The organism is Pseudomonas sp. IPO3778 (assembly GCF_013386825.1).
GTDB lineage: Bacteria > Pseudomonadota > Gammaproteobacteria > Pseudomonadales > Pseudomonadaceae > Aquipseudomonas.
On the sequence record NZ_JACARC010000028.1, the window covers coordinates 177593 to 197187 of the forward strand.

At 61.8% G+C, this 19595-nt stretch carries 18 protein-coding genes; 8 read left to right on the plus strand and 10 right to left on the minus strand.

Annotated features, from left to right (window positions below):
- The first annotated feature begins 79 nt into the window (after window positions 1–79).
- Window positions 80–1102, plus strand: coding sequence for a 23S rRNA (adenine(1618)-N(6))-methyltransferase RlmF (rlmF, locus tag HX855_RS13135; protein ID WP_177083378.1), 1023 nt, complete (start codon window positions 80–82; stop codon window positions 1100–1102).
- Between the two features lie 174 nt (window positions 1103–1276).
- Here the strand turns inward: rlmF and HX855_RS13140 are convergent, their stop codons facing one another.
- Window positions 1277–1558 (minus strand): HU family DNA-binding protein, encoded by a 282-nt coding sequence (locus HX855_RS13140; protein ID WP_003212743.1) that lies wholly within the window; start codon window positions 1556–1558, stop codon window positions 1277–1279.
- A gap of 396 nt (window positions 1559–1954) precedes the next feature.
- Here HX855_RS13140 and yejK point away from each other — a divergent pair, with 396 nt between their 5' ends.
- Window positions 1955–2959 carry a nucleoid-associated protein YejK gene (yejK, locus tag HX855_RS13145; protein ID WP_010176940.1) on the plus strand — a complete coding sequence of 335 codons (1005 nt, stop codon included), beginning with the start codon at window positions 1955–1957 and terminating at the stop codon, window positions 2957–2959.
- The gene (locus HX855_RS13150) at window positions 2959–3309 is read left to right on the plus strand and encodes a glutaredoxin family protein (protein ID WP_177083376.1); all 351 of its coding nucleotides are present in this window, start codon (window positions 2959–2961) and stop codon (window positions 3307–3309) included. The genes yejK and HX855_RS13150 overlap by 1 nt, the downstream gene beginning before the upstream one ends.
- A 197-nt stretch (window positions 3310–3506) precedes the next feature.
- Here the strand turns inward: HX855_RS13150 and HX855_RS13155 are convergent, their stop codons facing one another.
- The 6 genes from HX855_RS13155 to HX855_RS13180 all read right to left on the minus strand — a co-directional run bounded on the left by HX855_RS13155 (window position 3507) and on the right by HX855_RS13180 (window position 9778).
- Complete coding sequence (locus HX855_RS13155; protein ID WP_177083375.1) at window positions 3507–5747, minus strand: TonB-dependent receptor; 2241 nt, start codon at window positions 5745–5747, stop codon at window positions 3507–3509.
- Between the two features lie 273 nt (window positions 5748–6020).
- Window positions 6021–7010 carry a FecR family protein gene (locus HX855_RS13160; protein ID WP_177083374.1) on the minus strand — a complete coding sequence of 330 codons (990 nt, stop codon included), beginning with the start codon at window positions 7008–7010 and terminating at the stop codon, window positions 6021–6023.
- Window positions 7007–7567, minus strand: a complete 561-nt coding sequence (locus tag HX855_RS13165; protein WP_177083373.1) for an RNA polymerase sigma factor — start codon at window positions 7565–7567, stop codon at window positions 7007–7009. Before HX855_RS13165 ends, HX855_RS13160 begins: the two co-directional genes overlap by 4 nt.
- A gap of 10 nt (window positions 7568–7577) precedes the next feature.
- On the minus strand, window positions 7578–7904 hold the full coding sequence (locus HX855_RS13170; protein WP_177083372.1) for a DUF3325 domain-containing protein: 327 nt from the start codon (window positions 7902–7904) through the stop codon (window positions 7578–7580).
- Window positions 7905–9479, minus strand: coding sequence for a PepSY domain-containing protein (locus tag HX855_RS13175; protein ID WP_177083371.1), 1575 nt, complete (start codon window positions 9477–9479; stop codon window positions 7905–7907). It abuts the gene before it with no gap.
- A complete protein-coding gene (locus tag HX855_RS13180) occupies window positions 9476–9778 on the minus strand; it encodes a DUF3649 domain-containing protein (RefSeq protein ID WP_177083370.1) in 303 nt (100 codons plus the stop codon). Before HX855_RS13180 ends, HX855_RS13175 begins: the two co-directional genes overlap by 4 nt.
- Window positions 9779–9937: 159 nt before the next feature.
- On the opposite strand from HX855_RS13180, the gene HX855_RS13185 reads away from it, so the two are divergent.
- From HX855_RS13185 to fecA, 3 genes are all read left to right on the plus strand, one after another.
- Complete coding sequence (locus tag HX855_RS13185) at window positions 9938–10426, plus strand: sigma-70 family RNA polymerase sigma factor (protein ID WP_177083368.1); 489 nt, start codon at window positions 9938–9940, stop codon at window positions 10424–10426.
- Window positions 10423–11364, plus strand: a complete 942-nt coding sequence (locus HX855_RS13190; RefSeq protein ID WP_177083367.1) for a FecR domain-containing protein — start codon at window positions 10423–10425, stop codon at window positions 11362–11364. Before HX855_RS13185 ends, HX855_RS13190 begins: the two co-directional genes overlap by 4 nt.
- 90 nt (window positions 11365–11454) lie before the next feature.
- Window positions 11455–13800 carry a TonB-dependent Fe(3+) dicitrate receptor FecA gene (gene fecA / locus HX855_RS13195; protein ID WP_177083366.1) on the plus strand — a complete coding sequence of 782 codons (2346 nt, stop codon included), beginning with the start codon at window positions 11455–11457 and terminating at the stop codon, window positions 13798–13800.
- On the opposite strand, the gene HX855_RS13200 is transcribed toward fecA, so the two are convergent.
- On the minus strand, window positions 13801–14673 hold the full coding sequence (locus HX855_RS13200) for a LysR family transcriptional regulator (RefSeq protein ID WP_177083365.1): 873 nt from the start codon (window positions 14671–14673) through the stop codon (window positions 13801–13803).
- Window positions 14674–14777: 104 nt separating this feature from the next.
- Here HX855_RS13200 and HX855_RS13205 point away from each other — a divergent pair, with 104 nt between their 5' ends.
- On the plus strand, window positions 14778–16286 hold the full coding sequence (locus HX855_RS13205; protein WP_177083364.1) for an MFS transporter: 1509 nt from the start codon (window positions 14778–14780) through the stop codon (window positions 16284–16286).
- A 67-nt stretch (window positions 16287–16353) separates the two neighbouring features.
- Here the strand turns inward: HX855_RS13205 and HX855_RS13210 are convergent, their stop codons facing one another.
- Together HX855_RS13210 and HX855_RS13215 are read right to left on the minus strand one after the other, a co-directional pair.
- Window positions 16354–16764, minus strand: a complete 411-nt coding sequence (locus HX855_RS13210; RefSeq protein ID WP_177083363.1) for an HPF/RaiA family ribosome-associated protein — start codon at window positions 16762–16764, stop codon at window positions 16354–16356.
- Between the two features lie 211 nt (window positions 16765–16975).
- Complete coding sequence (locus tag HX855_RS13215; RefSeq protein ID WP_010176953.1) at window positions 16976–17923, minus strand: LysR substrate-binding domain-containing protein; 948 nt, start codon at window positions 17921–17923, stop codon at window positions 16976–16978.
- Window positions 17924–18060: 137 nt separating this feature from the next.
- Here HX855_RS13215 and HX855_RS13220 point away from each other — a divergent pair, with 137 nt between their 5' ends.
- Entirely contained in the window at window positions 18061–19437 is a 1377-nt protein-coding gene (locus HX855_RS13220) for an L-serine ammonia-lyase (protein WP_177083362.1), read from the plus strand.
- The last annotated feature ends 158 nt before the right edge of the window (window positions 19438–19595 follow it).

Here is a 19595-nt window from a genome sequence, read left to right on the forward strand (position 1 = left end):
CCACATTTGACCGAGTTCAACCAAGGAATGTGTGACAATACCCGCCACTTTTGAAACAAACGCAGAATCGACGCAGCCCATGACCGCCCCCAGCACACCCAAAGCACCGCGCAAGAAGCCTAAATCCACGACCCCGGCCAAGCCCGTCGTTCCGCGGAAAGAGGCCACCTTGCACCCGCGTAACCGCCACCAGGGCCGTTACGACTTCCAGGCGCTGATCAAGACCACGCCTGAACTGGCGCAATTCGTGATCATCAACCCGTACGGCAAGGAAAGCATCGACTTTGCCAGCCCCGACGCGGTGCGGGTGTTCAACCGGGCGTTGCTCAAGGCGTTCTATGGCATCAATCACTGGGACATCCCGGCGGATTACCTGTGCCCACCGGTGCCAGGGCGTGCCGACTACGTGCACTTCCTCGCCGACCTGCTGGCCAGCGTCAACGAAGGCGTGATCCCCCGTGGCGCGCCGGTGAAGGTGCTGGACATCGGCATGGGCGCCAACTGCGTCTACCCGTTGATTGGCTACAGCGAATACCGCTGGCACTTCCTCGGCTCGGAAGTCGACCCGACTGCCGTGGCCGCTGCCAGGGCGATTGTGCAGTCCAACGGGCTGAACAAGGCCATCCAGCTGCGCCAGCAAACCAACCCCAAGCAGATCCTCTTGGGCCTGCTGGAGCCGGGCGAGCGTTTTGACCTGACGATGTGCAACCCGCCCTTCCACGCCTCGATGGATGAAGCGACCAAGGGCAGCGAGCGCAAGTGGCGCGCACTGGGCAAGGCAGATCCGAAACGTAAGTTGCCGGTACTGAATTTCGGTGGTCAGTCGGCCGAATTGTGGTGTGAAGGCGGTGAAGCGCGGTTTGTGACGCAACTGATCGCTGAAAGCGCGCATTTCCAGCATAAAGTGCTGTGGTTCAGCACCCTGGTGTCAAAGGCGTCGAACCTGCCGGCGATCCAGACCGCGCTGAAAAAGGCCGGTGTGCTGGAGAGCCAGGTGGTGGAGATGTCTCAGGGCCAGAAGCAAAGCCGCTTCGTCGCCTGGACCTTCCAGACCCCGAGCGAGCAACAGGTGTGGCGCCAGCGTTGGGCGCGCAAGGACTAAACCTGTAGGAGCGAGCTTGCTCGCGAAGAACCAACAGGCGCCGCGGGGTATCAGATGCCCCGCGTTATCGTTGACGATCTTCGCGGGCAAGCCCGCTCCACCGTTAAAACCAAATCGCAGGCAACAAAAAACCGCGCCCGGATCACTCCGGAGCGCGGTTTTTTTTGCTGCGTCTTACTTGTTAACAGCGTCGGTCAGGCCTTTGGCCACAACCAGCTTGATAACTTTCTTGGCAGCGATTTCGATGGCAGCGCCAGTCGAAGGGTTACGGCCAGTACGGGCAGGACGCTCGGTCACTTTCAGTTTGCCAACGCCTGGCAGAGTGATTTCGCCGCCGTTTTCCAGCTGATCAGCAACGATCTGGCTCAGTTGGTCCAGCAGAGCACGCACGGTGGTTTTCGGTGCGTCTACAGCTTCAGCCAGGTCAGCGATCAGTTGGTCTTTAGTAATAGCCATTGTGGTGTTCCTTCCCTATCAAATTCATTTGGATTGCAGAGTGCAGTGTCAGCCATCGAGCCCTGCCATCAAGGCCTGGCACCCTAGGGCTATAACCACGAAGATCGGGGTTATAGATACCTGAAACGGGGTTTGGTTCGACCTGACAGATGCTGAATGCACGCTTAACGCCGAGACATCGCGTAAGACGGGGCAAAACTAGCACAGAGACGGGGAAATATCCGCCTCAACATACCCATTTGGTCAGCTTTATCGCTCTAAACCGTGAAAAAAAGGCATATGACCCGTCGGAGGGCGCTCAAAACGCCCTCTGAAGAGCGCCATCCCCAGCGGGTGCGGTACACTGGCGACTTTTTCCGGGAGCTCAACCACTCCCCTTCACCTGCCGAGAAGCCCATGCCGATCCGTCATTGCATCGTCCACCTGATCGACAAAAAACCCGACGGCACACCCGCAGTTCTCCACGCCCGCGACTCCGAGCTTGCCGAGTCGGCTGCGATCGAGAACATGCTTGCCGACCTCAACGAGAGCTATAACGCCAAACAAGGCAAGGCCTGGGGCTTTTTCCATGCCGAGTCCGGCGCGCATCCGTTCAGCGGCTGGTTGAAGGAATATTTCGACGGCGGCAAGGATTTCACCGCGTTCAGCCGCATTGCCGTGGAACACCTGCAAAAACTGATGGAGGAGTCCAACCTCTCCACCGGCGGCCACGTGCTGTTTGCCCACTATCAACAAGGCATGACCGATTACCTGGCGATCGCCCTGCTGCACCACAGTGAAGGCGTGGCAGTGACCGACCAGCTGGACGTGACCCCGTCGCGCCACCTGGACCTGGGCCAGTTGCACCTCGCCGCGCGGATCAACGTCTCCGAGTGGCAGAACAACAAGCAGTCCAAGCAGTACATTTCGTTTATCAAAGGCAAGAACGGCAAAAAGGTCTCGGAGTACTTCCGCGACTTTATCGGCTGCCAGGAAGGCGTCGACGGCCCGGGCGAGACCCGCACCTTGCTCAAGGCCTTCAGCGACTTCGTCGAAAGCGAAGACCTGCCGGACGAATCCGCCCGCGAGAAAACCAAGACCCTGGTGGACTACGCCAGCAGCCAGGCCAAGCTCGGCGAACCAATGGGCCTGGAAGAGCTGTCGGGGCTGATCGACGAAGAACGGCCAAAAGCCTTTTACGATCACATCCGCAACAAGGATTACGGCCTGTCGCCGGAAATTCCGGCGGATAAACGTACCCTGAACCAGTTCCGCCGCTTCACCGGGCGCGCCGAAGGCTTGTCCATCAGCTTTGAAGCGCACCTGTTGGGCGACAAGATCGAATACGACGAAGCCGCCGGCACCTTGATCATCAAGGGCCTGCCGACCCAGTTGACCGACCAGCTCAAGCGTCGCAACTGATGCTGGGCGGGGTTCTGAAGAAAGTCCTGCTGGTGTTGCTGGTGGTGGTGGTTTTCCAGAACTGGGGCAAGATCGAGCGGCTGCTCAACCCCTCGCAGGTAGTGCCGGAGCAGACACGCGCAGCGGCGCGCGTGGTGCTGTATTCCACCGAGTGGTGCGGCTACTGCAAGCAGACCCGGCGGTTTCTGGATTCGAAAGGAATTCCCTACCAGGCGTTTGATATCGAGAAAGACGCCCAGGCACGCAAGGCGTATGAGGCGTTGGGAGGTGGCGGGATTCCGTTTGTGGACGTGAATGGCACGCTGATTCGCGACTACAACCCCGAAGCGATCATGGCGGCCCTTAAGTAACGCAGCTTGTGCGGTCTTACATCAGAACCTGTGGCGAGGGAGCTTGCTCCCGCTGGGCTGCGCAGCAGCCCCAAAACAGGTGCCTGAATTCCTCCAGGTTGAACCCGATTGTCAGGTTTAGGGCCGCTTCGCGCCCCAGCGGGAGCAAGCTCCCTCGCCACAAGTCACTTGTCAGCTATTGATAGGCGTACGGAGCCCTAGAAGTTGGCCTCCAGGGAAACCATCGCCGTACGCTCCTCACCCACATTGTAGTAAGCCGAACTGGCCGCCAGGCCATTCACCGGCGCCGAGTTGAACGACACAGTGCGCGCCGAGCTCAGGTATTCCTTGTCGAACACGTTGAGCATCGAGAACCGCAGCGCGGCCGACTTGAAGACCTTTTTGTCCACCGGCAGGTAAATACCGGCGTTGAGGTCAAACACAGTGCGCCCGGAGATTTTCTCGTTGTTGGTCAAGTCGCCGTAGAACGCCCCCACGTACTTGCCGGCAATATTGCCGTAGTAGCGCTTGTCGTCATACCCGAACACCAGGTTGAACATGTTTTCCGGAACGTTGGCCAACTGGTTGCCCTTGGTCGGCAACAGCACGTTCTTGCTGACAAAGTCGTCTTGCTGCTCGGACTGGGTGTAGGTGTACGACGCGTAGTAGTTGAAGTTGTAAGGCAGCAGGCCACTCCACTCCAGCTCCAGGCCTTTGTTGGTCACGTCACCGACGTTGGCCATTACATAGTCACCGTTCAAGTCGGTGGTCGACAGCTGACGGTCCTTGAAGGTGATGTAGAACAGGGTGGCGCTCAGGGCCATTTTCTCTTCGGTGTAGCGCCAGCCCAGTTCCTGGTTCCAGCTCAGCTCGGGGTTGAGGCTGAGGGAGTCGCCCTTGTTGTACAGCACGTAGTTCTGCGGGACGCGCATGTTCCGCGTGACGTTGTAGAACGCCTGGTTGCTCTCGTCGACCTGGTACTTGGCACTGAAGTTCGGCAGGAACTGATGGTAGCGGGCGTTCCGTTTTTCCGGCTTGTCGTACAGGCTGCCCAGGTTGTCGCCGTCACGCTCGACGTACTGGTACGCCAGGCCGCCGACAAAACTCAGGTCTGGCGTGGCTTGCCAGCTGTCCTGCACCCACAGCTTCTGGGCCGGGGTCACGGTGTATTGGTGGCGCCCCTGGACGGTCTTGCCGTTCTTGTCGACCACCTGGCCGCCGCTGTTGTAATCGCCCCAGATATCATCCGGCTCGCCTTGGCTGTTGATCCCGATATACGGCTGGGTCTGGCGCTGGCGGGCGCGTTCGTACCAGTAGCCATAATCCAGGCTGTGCTCCTCGTTGATGTCCCATTTCATTTTGACCGTGACGCCAGGACGCCAGGTCTCGGTCCACGAGGGGCGATAATAGTTGGCCGAGGTCAGGTTACCCAGGTCGTAGTTGCCGCCCTTATCGGATTTCGGCCCCAGGTTAGTCGCCGTCTGGCCGCTGAAGCTGCCGCCGTTGCCCCAGTAGTAGTAAGGCGCAACCGTCAGGGCCAGGTCATCACGCAAACGCCAACGCTGGGTGAAGGTGGTCATGACACTTTCGAAAGGGTTGCGGTTGAGCTTGTAGGAAGACGACAGCAAGCCGTTCTTGTACACCGGCGTTTCTGCGTAATCCAGGCGCCGCCCCTGTTGTTGGAACTGGGCCTTGCTCAGGGTGTTGTAGTTGTAGTTTTCCTGTTTGTTGTACTTCATGGTGAAGTTGCTGGAGTTGCCGTGGTCATCTTCGAACAACGTGCTCCATTCAACTTTGTCACCGCGTAACGTGCCCTTGCCGCGCCACTTGTCGCCCTCGGTGTGAGAGGCCGACACCCAGGTCTTGAAACCGCCCAGGTCGCCAGTGTTGATCCGTGCAAAGGACTTAGTCAGGTTGTTCGAGCCAATAGACTGTTTGACGAACAAACCTGGCTCTTTGGTCGGCCGGATCGTAACCATGCCGATGTTGCCGCCGCTGGAACCGATGTGCGGGCCGTCCGCTTCGGAGGAGCCCTGGGTGACAAACACTTCGCCGACGTTTTCCGGGTCGCCCAACTGGTTGGCGTACACGCCGTAGCTGCCGGAGTCGTTGATCGGTACGCCGTCCATGGAAACCCCGACCTGGTCGGAGTTCATGCCGCGCATGGTGAAGCTGGTGCCGCTCATGCCGCTGGCGTCATCACTGGAAACGTTGATGCCCGGCGTGTATTTGAGCTTGTCGATGGCGTTGGCGGTCGGGGCCATTTCGTCCATGGCTTCCTTGGTCACGGTGGACCGGGCCTTGGCACTTTCTTCCTGAATCATGTGGCCGGTGCCCAGGGTACGTTCGCCGGCGACGTGCACCGAACCGACGTCCTGGGAGTCGTCTGCCAAAACCAGCGGCGCAAAGCCGCCCAGGCCCGATGCTAAAAGCAGGGCATAGAGTTTGTTGTAGGTCACGGGTAGATCCCTTACATGCATCTATCTGTTGTGATGGGGGCGATATTGGCGGCTTGGGCTGGGTGAACAGCGCCGCCAATCTTCCTGACCACCTGCTCAGGAATCCGAGGATCATCCGTGCATCACGTAACGGTTTGGTTACAGGTTTTGGCGATTGCGATTAAGGTTAAATGAAAGGTCTACAAACACGGATGTGCCAAGGCATGGGGAGTTTCAAGGGAAAGCGGTGCAAGTAATGACAGCGCTACGCCATTGCAGCGTAGCGCTCTGTATCTAGCGCAATACGATCATTCGGCCGAGCAGCGAATGTTGCTCAAACCCCAAAACCGCCTGCAGGGCGTTGAGCACGGCCTGGGGGTCCTTGCTCGGGAAGCTGCCGCTGACACGCTTGCCAGCCAGCTCATCGTTCAGCAGCAGGATGCGCCCGGAGTAGTAGCGGCCGAGGTCTTGCACCACATCGGCCAGCGGCGCCTTGTAGTAGTTGAGCCAGCCGTCGCGCCAGGCCAGCCGCGATTCGCTGTCCACCGCGTGCAGCTCATCGGCGACACCGTCGGCGTAGGCCACCTGCTGGCCGGCCGTCAGAATCTGTTGTTGACCATGCTTGGACGGCGTCACACCGACCCGCCCGGACAACACCGTCACCTGGGCGCCCGCCGGCTGCAGGCGCACTTCGAATTGCGTGCCCAACACCCGCGCTTCGCCGCTGCCGGCCTCGACCACAAAGGACTCGCCCGTGTGGGTCACGCTGAAAAAGCCGGCGCCACGACGCAACTGGACATGGCGCTCGCCGTGCTTGAAATCCACCGCGATGGCGCTGTCAGCGTCCAGGGTGACCTGGCTTTGGTCCGCGAGGGTGACGGTCTTCACCTCCCCCGGCGCGGTGACGTAATCAGCACCGAAATCATCCACCCAGCGCGACGGCTGCCAACCGGCGCCCATTGAGATCATCAGCATCAGGCAGGCGGCCATGGCCAGCGCACCGGACCACCGCCGCACGCGGGAACGCTTCGGGGTGTTCATCGCGTTCAAGTAGCCCTGCAACGCCAGGGCGTCTTCATCCGCCAACTTTCTCGCCGGCACTTCACTCAATTCCCACAGCACCTGGGCCTGGGCGTACGCCTCGACATGCGCCGGGTCAGCCCGCAGCCAACGGCTGAAGGTGGCCTGGTCGCCGCTGCTGGGCTGGTCGTGCAACAGGCTCAGCCAGGCCAGTGCGGCCTGTTCCTGGTCGGGCGTCGGGGTGACGCGGGCGGTGGCGTTCACGGGGCTTTCCTTGGCGATGGTTCACGAAGGCTGGCCTTGCAGGCTTCGAGGGCACGCATCATATGTTTTTCCACGGCACTTTGGGACAGGCCCATGGCCTTGGCGATTTGCGCGTACTTGCGGCCATGGATGCGGTTGAGCAGGAAAATCTGCCGCGTGCGTTCCGGCAGGCTGCGCAACGCCGCCTCGACATGGCGCAGGTCATTGCCCGCCTCCAGCGCGGCCTGGGGCTCGGAGCCCTGGTTGTCCTGCTGCTCCGGCAGCCAGGCTTCGCTGCTGCGCACCCGGGCGCCCTCGCTGCGCAGGTGGTCGATGGCGATATTGCCGGCGCAGCGCAGCAGGTAAGTGCTGAGTTCCTCGACCTGCACCAGCGGCCGACGCCAGAAGCGCAGGAACAAATCCTGCACCAGGTCCGCCGCCGTCGCACGGCAACCCACGCGGCGACTGACTAACGCCTCCATCTGCGAACGCTGGGACAGGAACACCTGCAGAAAATGCGCCCGTCCGCCTGCCGCGTCGGCGTGCTGCTCGTTGGACTCGGGTGGCGTGATGATCATCAAGGATGGCTCAAAGGGTGGCGAAGGCCGCAACCGGGCTGGCCAGCAGGCCGACGCCCGCCAGGATCAAGGCCAGCCTTGGCCGATACGGCAACAGCAACACCAGCAGCAACCCGCTGAGCATCAGTACCGCGCACCACTCCACCAAACCCTGGCTCCAGCCGGTGGCAAGCACCGCCGGCCAGATCGACCCGATCAACAGCAACCAGCCGCCCACGCGCAAACCCAGGCGCCGCCGGGGCGAGGGTTTACTGCGCAGCAGTTCGCCATGGTGACGGTCCATGGACAGGCACAACGCGGTAAACCCTGCGTAACACAGCAGCAGCGCCAACAGCATTCAGTTCACCTCGCCCTTGAGGGTCAACGGCCGGGCACGTTCGGCCTTGGGCTGAGGGGCGCGGCGGTGCTGCATTTTCCAGGCTGCCCAGGCGAGGAACACGCCGCTGCCCAGGCAGGTCAGGTCGAAGCCGGCCATGGCCCAATCGCCGTTGGCCAGGGACACACCCAAGTGCTGGTTCGTGGTCAGCGCGTTGAGTACCGGTACGCCGATAAACAGCAACGCGCCCACACCCAATTGCTCGACCCAGCCGCGGCGGCCAGGGCGCACGATGGCATGCAGCACGCTCACGCCCCAGGCGATAAAGAAGGCGTTCACTTCCCAATCCGACCGCCCGGCAAAGCTCACCGGCAGCAAACGGTTGGCCCAGAAAAACACCGCGATGGCGATCATCAAGCCGGACATGCTGGCGATGTTCAGCACTTCCACCAGCCGCAGCTCAAACGGCATCACCCCGGTTTTAGTGTGCTTGAGCTGACGCTTGCCCAGCCACATCACCAGCCCGGTACCGATCATCGCCGTGCCCGCCAGGCCGCAGATGAAATACAACCAACGCAGCACCGGCCCGGCGAAATGGCCCATGTGCAAGCCATAGAAGCTGCCACCAATGGCCGCCGGCAGCGACTGCTCACCGCTGACCCGCAGCAGCTCGCCAGTGGTGCCGTTGAAGGAGACGGTGCTGCCAAAGTCGTGCACCACGCGATCCGACCCGGCGCGGAACACATTGACCGAGGCATTCACATCGCTTGGATTATTCACCACCAACCGTCCGACATGCCCACCGGCCCACTGCTCGCGCGCCTGTTCGTACATCGGGCCCAGTGGCAGCAATTGCCCCGGTTGGCCGAGGGCGGGCGCGTTGTCGGTGGCCGGGAACACATCATTGAAGAACGCCCGGGTGTCGTTGCCGTATGAGGCGAGGATGCTCGCCGGCATCACCATGCTCATGAAAATCACCAGGCTGCTGTAGGTGATCATCAAGTGGAACGGCAGCACCAGCACACCCACCGCGTTATGCCCGTCGAGCCAGGAACGCTGACCCTTGCGCGGGCGGAAGGTGAAGAAGTCCTTGAAGATTTTCTTGTGGGTGATGATCCCGGTGATCAACGCCACAAACATCACCATCGCCGCCATAGTCGACAGCCAGCGCCCCCACGGATACGGCATTTGCAACTGGAAGTGGAAACGGTAGAAGAATTCGCCGCCCATGCTTTCCCGGGCCTGGACTTGCTGGCCGCTGACGGGATCGAGGCGTTTTTCGACGAAATTGCCACGCTTGCCCGGGTCGATCTTGTCTTGCCACATCACCGACAAGCCGGGCTCACGGCTGCTCGGCAAGGTGATAAACCAGCGGGCGGCGTTGGGCGCCTGTTGCTGCAAGTACATTTGGGCGGCGGCCAGGCTGCGGGCGTCATCGATGGGATGCGCCTGCACTTCCGGCTGCATCCAGTGGGTAATTTCGTCCTTGAAATAGGACAAGGTGCCCGTGAGAAAAATCGCAAACAGCAGCCAGCCGAAGATCAACCCGGCCCAGGTGTGCAACCAGGCCATGGCCTGACGAAAACCCTCTTTCATGGGCGCGCCATCCAATACGCCAACCCGGCGAACGTGGCCAGAACCGCGCTGGGCAGCAGCACGCCAAACCAGGCACGCCAGGCCGTGCGGCAGGCAAAACACCAGATCACTGCCAGCAGATAGAAGACAAACGAACTCAGCATGCCGCTGATCACCGCATCGGCCCGGCTGCTGGGCAGCCACAAGGTCATGCACACGCTGGCCAGGGAGGCCAGCAGGTAACCGCCGACCACAGCCGCCAGCACGCGCGAAGTCACGGCAAGACGGTAGGAAACGGGAAGTGAGGTTTTGCGTTTCATGCACAGGGCGCCAGGTTCGTCAGCGCGCAATATTAATGATAAATATTCTCATAAGCAAAAGAGAACGCATCCGCGCCAATTGCCGAACCCGTCTTCGCGCCCTACAATGCGAACAATTCTTGTTCTCTAAAGCATGCCCATGCTGCCGGAGTGTGCGCGTTGCAGCCGTCCAACACCGTCGAAGTCCTGTACCACGACCATCACCACTGGCTCACCGGCTGGTTGCGACGCAAGCTCGGCTGCCCGGAAAGTGCCGCCGACCTGGCCCAGGACACCTTTATCCGTGTGCTCACCGCACGGGAAACCCCGACGCTGATCGAACCCCGCGCCTTCCTCACCACCATCGCCAAGCGCGTGCTGTTCAACCATTACCGCCGCCAGGACCTGGAGCGCGCCTACCTCGACGCCCTGGCGCAAATGCCCGAGCACGTGGCGCCGTCGGAGGAAGAGCGGGCAATCATCCTGCAAACCCTGATGGAACTGGACCAACTGCTCGATGGCCTGGCGCCCCTGGTTAAACGCGCGTTCCTGCTGTCCCAGCTCGACGGCCTGACCTACGCGCAAATCGGCGCGGAACTGGGCATCTCCATCGCCACGGTCAAGCGCCACCTGAATAAAGCGGCCATGCGCTGCTACTTCGCCTTATGAATGTCTCCACCCACGTCGCCGAACAGGCGGTGCACTGGCTGATGGAAATGCAGCAGGGCCCGCTCAACCCGCGCCAACAGGCAGCCTGGCAACAATGGCTGGACGCCCACAGCGAACATCAGCGCGCCTGGGAGCACATCCAGCGGGTGAACCAGCGGTTGCGCGGGATGCCCTCGCCCCTGGCCCACGCCGCCTTGAACGCGCCGAAATCCAGCAGTCGCCGTCAGGCCTTGAAGCTGTTGCTGATCCTCGGTGCCGGTTCAGCCACGGCCTGGGGTTTGCGCCAGCAACATATCCTGCCGCCGCTCACCGCCGACTACCGCAGCCCCATCGGCCAGCGGCGCAAGTTCCAGTTGGCCGATGGCAGCCAGTTGCAGCTCAACACCGGCAGCGCGGTGGATGTGCATTTTGATGGCCAGCAACGCTTGATCCGCCTGCTGGAAGGCGAAATCCTGCTGACCGCCACACCGGGCAACGCGCCGCTGCGGGTCGTCACCGCCCAGGGCCTGCTCAGCGCCCAGGCGGCGCGGTTGAACGTGCGGCAATTCAACGATCACACGCAGTTGGCGGTGTTTGAGGGGCACGTTGACGTGATGCCCAACACCTATAGCGGTTTGCCGTTGTCCGTCGAAAAAGCCCACCAGCTCAATTTCACCCGCAAAGGCTGGGACACCGCCCGCCCCACCGACGCCGGCAGCGGCGCCTGGGCCGATGGCATGCTGATGGCGGCTCACATGCGCCTGGAAGATTTCCTCGCCGAACTGAGCCGTTATCGCCGTGGCCAGCTCAACTGCGACTCGCAAGTGGCCAACCTGCTGATCTCCGGCAGTTACCCGCTGGACGACAGCGAGCGGATTCTGGACCTGCTGCAGGTCAGCCTGCCGGTCAAGGTCCGGCGGTTTACCCGTTACTGGGTGACCGTCGAAGCCCGCGCCTGAATTATTTTCAAACCCCGTGAGCCGTTTTCCACCCCTCGCGTGACAGAGAAGGAAAGCCCCCTTGATCCTTCCTTCTCAGGACCGCACTTCATGCCCCAGCAACCCACCCGCCTGACGCCCCTCGCCCGTACCCTGCGCCATTTGCTGCTGGGAGCCAGTCTTAGCTTCAGCGCCGTGCCCTACGGGATGGCGGCCGATGCCAAGCCCTACCGCATCGCCCCCACTTCACTGGAAGCCGCGTTGAATCAATTTGGCCGGGAAGCCGGCGTGCTGATTTCGTTTGGCTCAGACGTGACGGCCGGCGTGCAAAGCCAAGGCCTGTCGGGCAACTACACCGCCGAAGAAGGTTTGAACGCCCTGCTCAAAGGCACCGGCCTGCAAGCCCGTGCCGAGGGCAACAATGCCTTCAGCCTGCAACCGGCCAATGCCCCGGCCACCCTTGAGCTGGGCACCTCCAACGTGGTGGGCGACTGGCTGGGGGATGCGGCGCAAACCAACGTCTTCGAACACCCCGGCGCACGGGACGTGATCCGCCGCGAAGAATTCGAACGCCAGGGCGCCACCCAGGCCCGCGACGTGCTCAACCGCATTCCCGGGGTCAACGCCCCGGAAAACAACGGCACCGGCAGCCACGACATGGCGCTGAACTTCGGCATTCGCGGGCTTAATCCCCGCCTCGCCTCGCGCTCCACGGTCTTGATGGATGGCATCCCGGTGCCGTTCGCGCCCTATGGCCAGCCGCAGTTGTCGTTCGCGCCCATCAGCATGGGCAACATGGACGCGGTGGACGTGGTGCGCGGCGGCGGTGCCGTGCGTTATGGCCCACAGAACGTCGGCGGCATCGTCAACTTCGTGACCCGCGCGATTCCCGATGCACCGACGGTAAAAGGCGGGCTGCAGACCGAAACCAGCCCGTCTTCCAGCCACGACGGCTTCAAGACCACCGGCAATCTGCTGGCCGGCGGCACGGCAGACAACGGCCTGGGCGGCGCGATCCTGTATTCCGGCACCCGTGGCGGTGACTGGCGCGAAAACAGCGACACCCGCATCGACGACCTGATCCTCAAGGGCAAATACCAGCTGGACGACGCCAACAGCTTCAACGCCATGGCGCAGTACTACGAAGGCAAGGCCGATATGCCCGGTGGTTTGAGCACTGCGGCCTACAAGGCCGACCCGTATCAGTCCACCCGCCCCTACGATCAGTTCTGGGGCCGCCGCACGATGTTCAACGCGGGCTATCGCTACCAGGAAGACCGCCGGGAATTCACGGTCAACAGCTTCTTCACCACCACCCTGCGCAGTGGTTACCTGGACCAGGGCAGCTTCCTCTCCCTGTCGCCCCGCGAGTATTGGGTGCGCGGCCTCGAAACCCGCTTTGCCCAAGGCTTCGACCTCGGCCCCACCCGCCACGAAGTGGGCGTGGGCTACCGCTACATCAACGAAGCCGGTCATGAACTGCGCTACCGCACGCCGATTGCCGCCAACCAGCAACTGCCCACCACCGACAGCCGCAACGACCGCGACACCCGGGGCAGCACCGAAGCCAACGCGTTCTTCGTCGACGACCGGATTGATATCGGCCAGTGGACCATCACCCCGGGCATCCGCTACGAGATGATCGAGTCCCAGCAGACCAACAACCTCAGCAACGTCAAATACAAAGGTGACTACAACACCGCCCTGCCGGCGTTGAACGTGCTCTACCACCTGACCGATGACTGGAACCTCTACGCCAACACCGAAGGTTCGTTCGGCAGCGTGCAGTACAGCCAGATGCCCAACCGCGTGACCAGCGGCGAAGTGAAGCCGGAAAAAGCCCGCACCTGGGAACTCGGCACGCGCTATGACAACGGCACCTTGCGCGCGGAAATCGGTGCGTTCCTGATCAACTTCGACAACCAGTACGACAGCAACCAGACCAACGACACCGTGATCGCCCGTGGCGAAACCCGTCACCAGGGCATCGAGTCCAGCATCAACTATGCCCTCGACGGCTTGAGCCCGGCGCTGGCCGGTTTTGATGTGTACGCCACCTACGCCTACGTCGACGCCACCATCCGCGAAGACGGGCCGAACAAAGGCAACCGCGTGCCCTTCTCCTCCAAGCACAAAGGCACGCTGGGGGTGGGTTACACCGAAGGTCGCTGGAAGTTGAATGTGGACAGCAGCTACCAGAGCAGCCAGTTCGCCGACAACGCCAACACTGAAGCGCAAAGTGCCGATGGCAGCACCGGACGCATCCCCGGCTACATGCTGTTCAGCAGCCGCGCGGCGTATGACTTCGGCCCGCAGCTGTCGGACTTGAACGTGGCGGTAGGTGTGAAAAACATCTTCAACAAGCAGTACTACACCCGCTCGTTTGACGATAACAACAAGGGTAAATACGTCGGTGAGCCGCGCACGCTGTATGTGCAAACGTCCATCGCGTTCTGATCAACTGCCCGCCAGGCACGACGGTGTGCCGGCCACCAACGCGTCGATGGCACAGCGGGTCTTGGCCGGCATGTGCGTCGCCGTGGGCCAGATGACATGGATCGGCATCGGCTGCTCGCGGTGGCCCGGCAGTACCGCCTGCAGTTGCCCGCGCAACACGTAGTGGGCGATCAGCCAACTGGGCAACCAGGCCAGGCCGACCCCGGCGATGGCGGCATCGGCCACGGCTTGCAGGTCATCGAGGATCAACGGCGAGGCCACCCGCGCCCGGTGCGGGGCATTGCTGCGGTAGGCAATGCCCCGATGCACGGCCAGGTCCTCGATGGATTCGATTGGAGGTGTGCGCTGCAAGTACGCGGGTGAGGCCGCCAGGGCGATCGCCTGTTCGCCCAGGCGGCGTGCGCTCAGGCGGTCGGTGTCGGGCAACGCACCGATGCGTACCGCCAGGTCGAAGCCTTCCTGGGCCAGGTCGATCAGCCGGTCGGAGAAGGAAATCTCGATCTCCAGTTGCGCAAAGCGGTCCATCAGCCCCCACAACGCCGGCGCCGCATAGTGGTGACCGAACGCCAAAGGCAAGCTCGCCCGTAACCGTCCACGGGGTTGCTGGCGGCCGCTTTCCAGCACGGATTCGGCGGCTTCCAGCTCGGCCAGCGCGCGCAGGCAATGTTCGTAATAGGCCTGCCCGTCCTCGGTTAAACGCTGCCGGCGGGTGGAGCGTTGCAACAGCGACGTACCCAGCCGCGCCTCCAGGCGCGCCAGGCCCTTGCCCACCGCCGAGCGCGTGAGGTTCAGCCGTTCGGCGGCCTCCGTCAGATTGCCGCTCTCGACGATCTGCAAAAACAGTTCAACACCATCAAAGCGCGGGGTAGCCATGGTCGTTTGTCGCCCTTAATTCCCTTATCACAGGAAGAAGTATCGCCAATAAAGAATCCTATTCCCGCAAAAATGACACCTTCCCCCATCGAAAGGAAGAGGCCATGCCATCCGACGCCGTTGTATCCGCCATCAGCCCGCCGCGCACCGCCAGGGATGGCCTTGCGCTCACCGCCGTGTGCCTGGTGGCGCTGATGTTCGGGCTGGAGATTTCCAGCGTGCCCGTCATCTTGCCCACCCTTGAACAGCAATTGGGCACCGGCTTCCAGGACGCCCAATGGATCATGAACGCCTACACCCTGGCCTGCACCAGCGTGCTGATGGCCGCCGGCACCTTGGCCGATCGTTTTGGCCGGCGACGCATGCTGGTGCTGTGCCTGTGGGTATTCGGGCTGGCGTCGCTGGCCTGTGGTCTGGCCAACGACGCCTCCACGCTGATCGCGGCGCGTTTTGTCCAGGGCGTGGGGGCCGGGGCCATGATGATCTGCCAGTTCGCGATCCTCTCGCACCAGTTCCGCGAGCCGGCGGCGCGGGCGCGGGCGTTTGCGGTGTGGGGCGTGATCGCCGGTGTGGGCCTGGGCTTCGGGCCGATGGTGGGCGCGTTGATCCTGGCGGTCGCGGATTGGCGCTGGGTGTTCCTGGTGCATGTGCCGCTCACCGTGTTCACCCTGGTGTTGCTGCGCATCAGCGTGCAGGAATCCCGTGACCCGGCGGCCCATCGCCTCGACATCGCCGGCATGGCCACCCTGACCCTGGCGGTATTTGCCCTGGTCTACTTCATCACCCAAGGCACCGCGAGCGGCTTTGCCACACCGGCCATGCTCGGCTGGGCCGGACTGTCGGTGGCCGGCTTGCTGTTGTTCGTGGTGATTGAGCGGCGCAGCCCGCACCCGATGTTCGACTTCTCGGTGTTTCGCATCCCGCGCTTCAACGGCGCGCTGATGGGCTCGATCGGCATGAACTTCAGTTTCTGGCCCTTCATGATCTACCTGCCGCTGTATTTCCAGGCCGGCCTGGGTTACGACACGATGCTCACCGGGCTCGCCCTGCTCGCCTACACCCTGCCCACGTTGGTGGTACCCCCACTGGCTGAACGCCTGGCCTTGCGCTACGGCGCCGAACGCATCATCCCGTTGGGCCTGGGCTTGATGGGCGTGGGGTTTATGGCCATGGCCGCGATCAACCATAGCGACCAGCCCAGTGTGGTATTGATCCTTATCGCCTGTGGGATTGCTGGCAGCGGCTTGGCGCTGACCAACTCGCCCACCACCAACACCACCACCGGCTCGGTGTCGTCCGACCGCGCGGGCATGGCCTCGGGCATCGACTTCAGTGCACGGCTGATCACCCTGGCGCTCAATATCGCGTTGATGGGGTTGGTGTTGATCCTCGGGATCGCGCATGACCTGGCGGGCGTATTGCCCGACACGGCACCGTTGGCAACACTCAGCCAGGACATCGCCGCCGGCAAGCTGGAGGTGTTGCCCCAGGGGCAGGTGATCGCCCAGGCCGCGCTGCGCAGCGGTGCCGGCTGGGCCATGGTGTATGCGGGGTTGGGCGCCTGCGCACTGGCGCTCTTGAGCCGTGGTTTTTTCCGGCGCTGCCCGCGCTGACGCTTGAAACGAAAACGGGCCTGCATCTGCAGGCCCGTTTCAGTGGGGTTGAAAAAAGTATCAGCGATCAGCTGTTAAGCGCAGCCTGTTCGTTTTCCAAAAATTCCGCTTCAAGACCGTCTTCGTCAATTTTTCGGTCCGGGGTATTTTTGGCGGCCGCTCGGGGCTTGCCTTGCAGTTTGCCGAACAGATGCTCCAGGGCATGGTCCAGTTTGGTGGCCGCACCATCGATCGCCTGTTCCAGCGTATCGGCTTTATGGAGGACCGAAATCGGTTGATGGCCTTTTGGCCGTGCTTCCAGTCGGCAACTCAGATCATGTGGACCGGGCTTGTCACCGTTTTCGTCCCGCAGATAAACCTCGACGCGGGTCAGATCTTCTTCATAACGTTCGAGCGTGCTCTCAATGGTGGTACGTACCCACTCCTCCAGTCGGATGCTGCTTTCAATATGGTTATCGCTATTGACTTGGATTTGCATAGTTTTCCCTTATTTCAGCTAGCTCGCGGAAGGCCATTCCTGCTTCACCGGATGGGTGAAAACCATGACCTCCTGATTACACAATTGAGCAGACAGAGGAACATTTCAAGCCCTTTGCAAAGATAAATCCCACATTACAAATTAACCCTGACTACAACCAAAAACGCTGTTAGGGTGGGGAGTTGGTTACATCTTCTTACCGCCAACTTCCTTACAATTGCCCCTCTCCCAACGGGTGCAATCCGCGAAAAATCCCGGCTTCCTCCACCAGCCAGTCATGCACCGCCCGCACGCCCGGATGGCTCAGCGCGCCCGGCGCATACAGCAGCACATACCGTTTGTGATTAGGCACCGCCAGGCCGAACGGCACGATCAACGTGCCACGTTCCAGTTCGTCATTGAGCAAGGTGCGCCGGGCAATCGCCACCCCCATGCCGGCAATTGCCGCTTCGATGGTCAGGTGATTGCGGTTGAAGGTATGCCCGCGCCGTACGTCGGCAGCGTCGTAGCCGATGGCATTCAGGTAAAACTCCCACTCTGCGTACTCATAACTCCCACGCCAGGCCGTGATGTCGTGCAACAGCGGGAAATGCACCAGGTCGGCCGGGCCATGCAGCGGTGGTCGACCCCGCAGCAGGCTCGGCGCACACACCGGGAAGATCTGCTCATCCAACAGGGCGGTGGATAACAAGCCGGGGTAGCTGCCGTCGTTCAGGTCGATGGCCAGGTCAAAGTCGCCTTCGTGCAGGGCGATGCTGCTGTCTTCGGCCACCATGCGCAGTTGAATATCCGGGAAGCGCTGCTGCAAACGCGGCAGGCGCGGGGTCAGCCATTTGCCGAGAAACGACGGAATCGAGCGCAGGCGCAACGTACCGCTGATCATCCCCGCATCCAGCCGCTGCAACTCCGCATCGATGCTGCCATAGGCCTCGCCCACGGTGATCGCCAGGCGCTGGCCTTCCGCACTCAGCTCAACCCCACGCGCCCGTCGATGGAACAGCCGGAAGCCTAAACGCTCCTCCAACTGGCGAATTTGCTGGCTGACCGCGCCCGGGGTGATGTGCAGTTCTTCGGCGCAGCGGGTGAACGACAAATGCCGTGCCGCGCAGGAAAAAACGTGCAACCAGACGTAAGTCTGGCCATGAAGCGGGCGAGCCATAGGGTTTAGTCCTGCTAAAGGGTGTCTTAGGATAATTCGTTGGTCAGTGCCGATCCAGAGGCTCAGTATCGCGCCAATTGCGCTTGTCCTACAAAAGATGGCAGCGATTCCTACTCCATTGCTTGTAAGGCTTTAGCATGGCTATCAGTGTTTTCGATCTATTCAAGGTAGGCATTGGTCCTTCCAGCTCCCATACCGTCGGCCCGATGCGGGCGGCGGCGACCTTCGTCCAGGGGCTGACTGACCAGCAATTGCTCGACGAAACCCGCCGGGTAGAAGTGCGTTTGTACGGCTCGCTGTCCGCCACCGGCGTCGGCCACGCCACCGACCGCGCCTGCGTGATGGGCCTGATGGGCGAATGGCCAGACAGCATCGACCCCACCAGCATCGGCCCACGCATCCAGCAGTTGCGCGAATCCGGCCAATTGCTGCTCGCTGGCCGCCACTCGATTGCTTTCAACTGGCAACACGACCTCCTGCTGCTGGACGAAAGCCTGCCTTACCACCCCAACGCCATGTCCCTGCACGCCTACGGCGAAAGTGGCCTGTTGAGCGAACAGACGTACTACTCGGTGGGCGGCGGTTTCATCATCGAAGCGGCGGAAGCTGAATCCGGCATTGCGCCTACATCCGAAGTGCAATTGCCTTACGACTTCTCCAGCGCCGTCGAACTGCTGGCCTTGTGCAACAAGCATGGCCTGCGGGTTTCCGAACTGATGATGGCCAATGAACGGGCCTGGCGCAGTGACGCCGAGATCCGCAGCGGCCTGCTGCATATCTGGTCGGTGATGCGCGAATGCGTCGAACAAGGCCTGCGCCATGAAGGCATCTTGCCGGGCGGCCTGGATGTGCCACGGCGCGCGGCGAAATTGCACCGCAGCCTGTTGGAAATCGGCAAACCCAACGTCATCACTTCAACCCTGTCGGCCATGGAATGGGTCAACCTGTTTGCCCTCGCCGTCAACGAAGAAAACGCCGCCGGCGGGCGCATGGTCACCGCACCTACCAATGGAGCGGCGGGGATCATCCCGGCGGTGTTGCACTACTACATGAAGTTCAACCCGGACGCGTCCGACGATGACGTGGTGAATTTCTTCCTCGCCGCTGCCGCCGTCGGCATCCTCTGCAAGAAAAACGCCTCGATCTCCGGCGCCGAAGTTGGCTGCCAGGGCGAAGTCGGTTCGGCCTGCGCCATGGCCGCTGCGGGCCTGGCCGACATACTCGGCGCGTCCCCGGAGCAACTGGAAAACGCCGCCGAAATCGGCCTGGAACACAACCTCGGCCTGACCTGCGACCCGGTCGGCGGGCTGGTGCAGGTGCCGTGCATCGAGCGCAACGCCATCGCGGCGGTCAAGGCGATCAACGCCACGCAAATGGCCCTGCGCGGCGACGGCAAACACTTCATTTCCCTGGACCGGGTGATCCGCACCATGCGCGACACCGGCGCCGACATGCACGACAAATACAAAGAAACTTCACGGGGCGGCCTGGCGGTCAGCTGGGTGGAGTGCTGATCGGAGCACTCCACGAAGGCCGTGTGAAAACGTAGCGAGCGCAGGTAAGACAAGGCAAAAACAGGCGAGGAAGCGGAGTTTAGGCCCCTAAATGAGCATTCCGAGTCTGTTTTTAACGCAGGATTGCCGAGCGCAGTAGTTTTCACATGGCCTGAGCG

Excerpts from the sequence above, each read along its gene's own strand:
- HX855_RS13215 (WP_010176953.1), bottom strand. The coding sequence starts at position 17,923 with ATGGCTCGCCCGCTTCATGGCCAGACTTACGTCTGGTTGCACGTTTTT.
- HX855_RS13205 (WP_177083364.1), top strand. The coding sequence starts at position 14,778 with ATGCCATCCGACGCCGTTGTATCCGCCATCAGCCCGCCGCGCACCGCC.
- HX855_RS13190 (WP_177083367.1), top strand. The coding sequence starts at position 10,423 with ATGAATGTCTCCACCCACGTCGCCGAACAGGCGGTGCACTGGCTGATG.
- HX855_RS13140 (WP_003212743.1), bottom strand. The coding sequence starts at position 1,558 with ATGGCTATTACTAAAGACCAACTGATCGCTGACCTGGCTGAAGCTGTA.
- yejK (WP_010176940.1), top strand. The coding sequence starts at position 1,955 with ATGCCGATCCGTCATTGCATCGTCCACCTGATCGACAAAAAACCCGAC.
- HX855_RS13175 (WP_177083371.1), bottom strand. The coding sequence starts at position 9,479 with ATGAAAGAGGGTTTTCGTCAGGCCATGGCCTGGTTGCACACCTGGGCC.
- HX855_RS13170 (WP_177083372.1), bottom strand. The coding sequence starts at position 7,904 with ATGCTGTTGGCGCTGCTGCTGTGTTACGCAGGGTTTACCGCGTTGTGC.
- HX855_RS13200 (WP_177083365.1), bottom strand. The coding sequence starts at position 14,673 with ATGGCTACCCCGCGCTTTGATGGTGTTGAACTGTTTTTGCAGATCGTC.
- fecA (WP_177083366.1), top strand. The coding sequence starts at position 11,455 with ATGCCCCAGCAACCCACCCGCCTGACGCCCCTCGCCCGTACCCTGCGC.
- HX855_RS13210 (WP_177083363.1), bottom strand. The coding sequence starts at position 16,764 with ATGCAAATCCAAGTCAATAGCGATAACCATATTGAAAGCAGCATCCGA.
- HX855_RS13180 (WP_177083370.1), bottom strand. The coding sequence starts at position 9,778 with ATGAAACGCAAAACCTCACTTCCCGTTTCCTACCGTCTTGCCGTGACT.
- rlmF (WP_177083378.1), top strand. The coding sequence starts at position 80 with ATGACCGCCCCCAGCACACCCAAAGCACCGCGCAAGAAGCCTAAATCC.
- HX855_RS13165 (WP_177083373.1), bottom strand. The coding sequence starts at position 7,567 with ATGATCATCACGCCACCCGAGTCCAACGAGCAGCACGCCGACGCGGCA.
- HX855_RS13220 (WP_177083362.1), top strand. The coding sequence starts at position 18,061 with ATGGCTATCAGTGTTTTCGATCTATTCAAGGTAGGCATTGGTCCTTCC.
- HX855_RS13150 (WP_177083376.1), top strand. The coding sequence starts at position 2,959 with ATGCTGGGCGGGGTTCTGAAGAAAGTCCTGCTGGTGTTGCTGGTGGTG.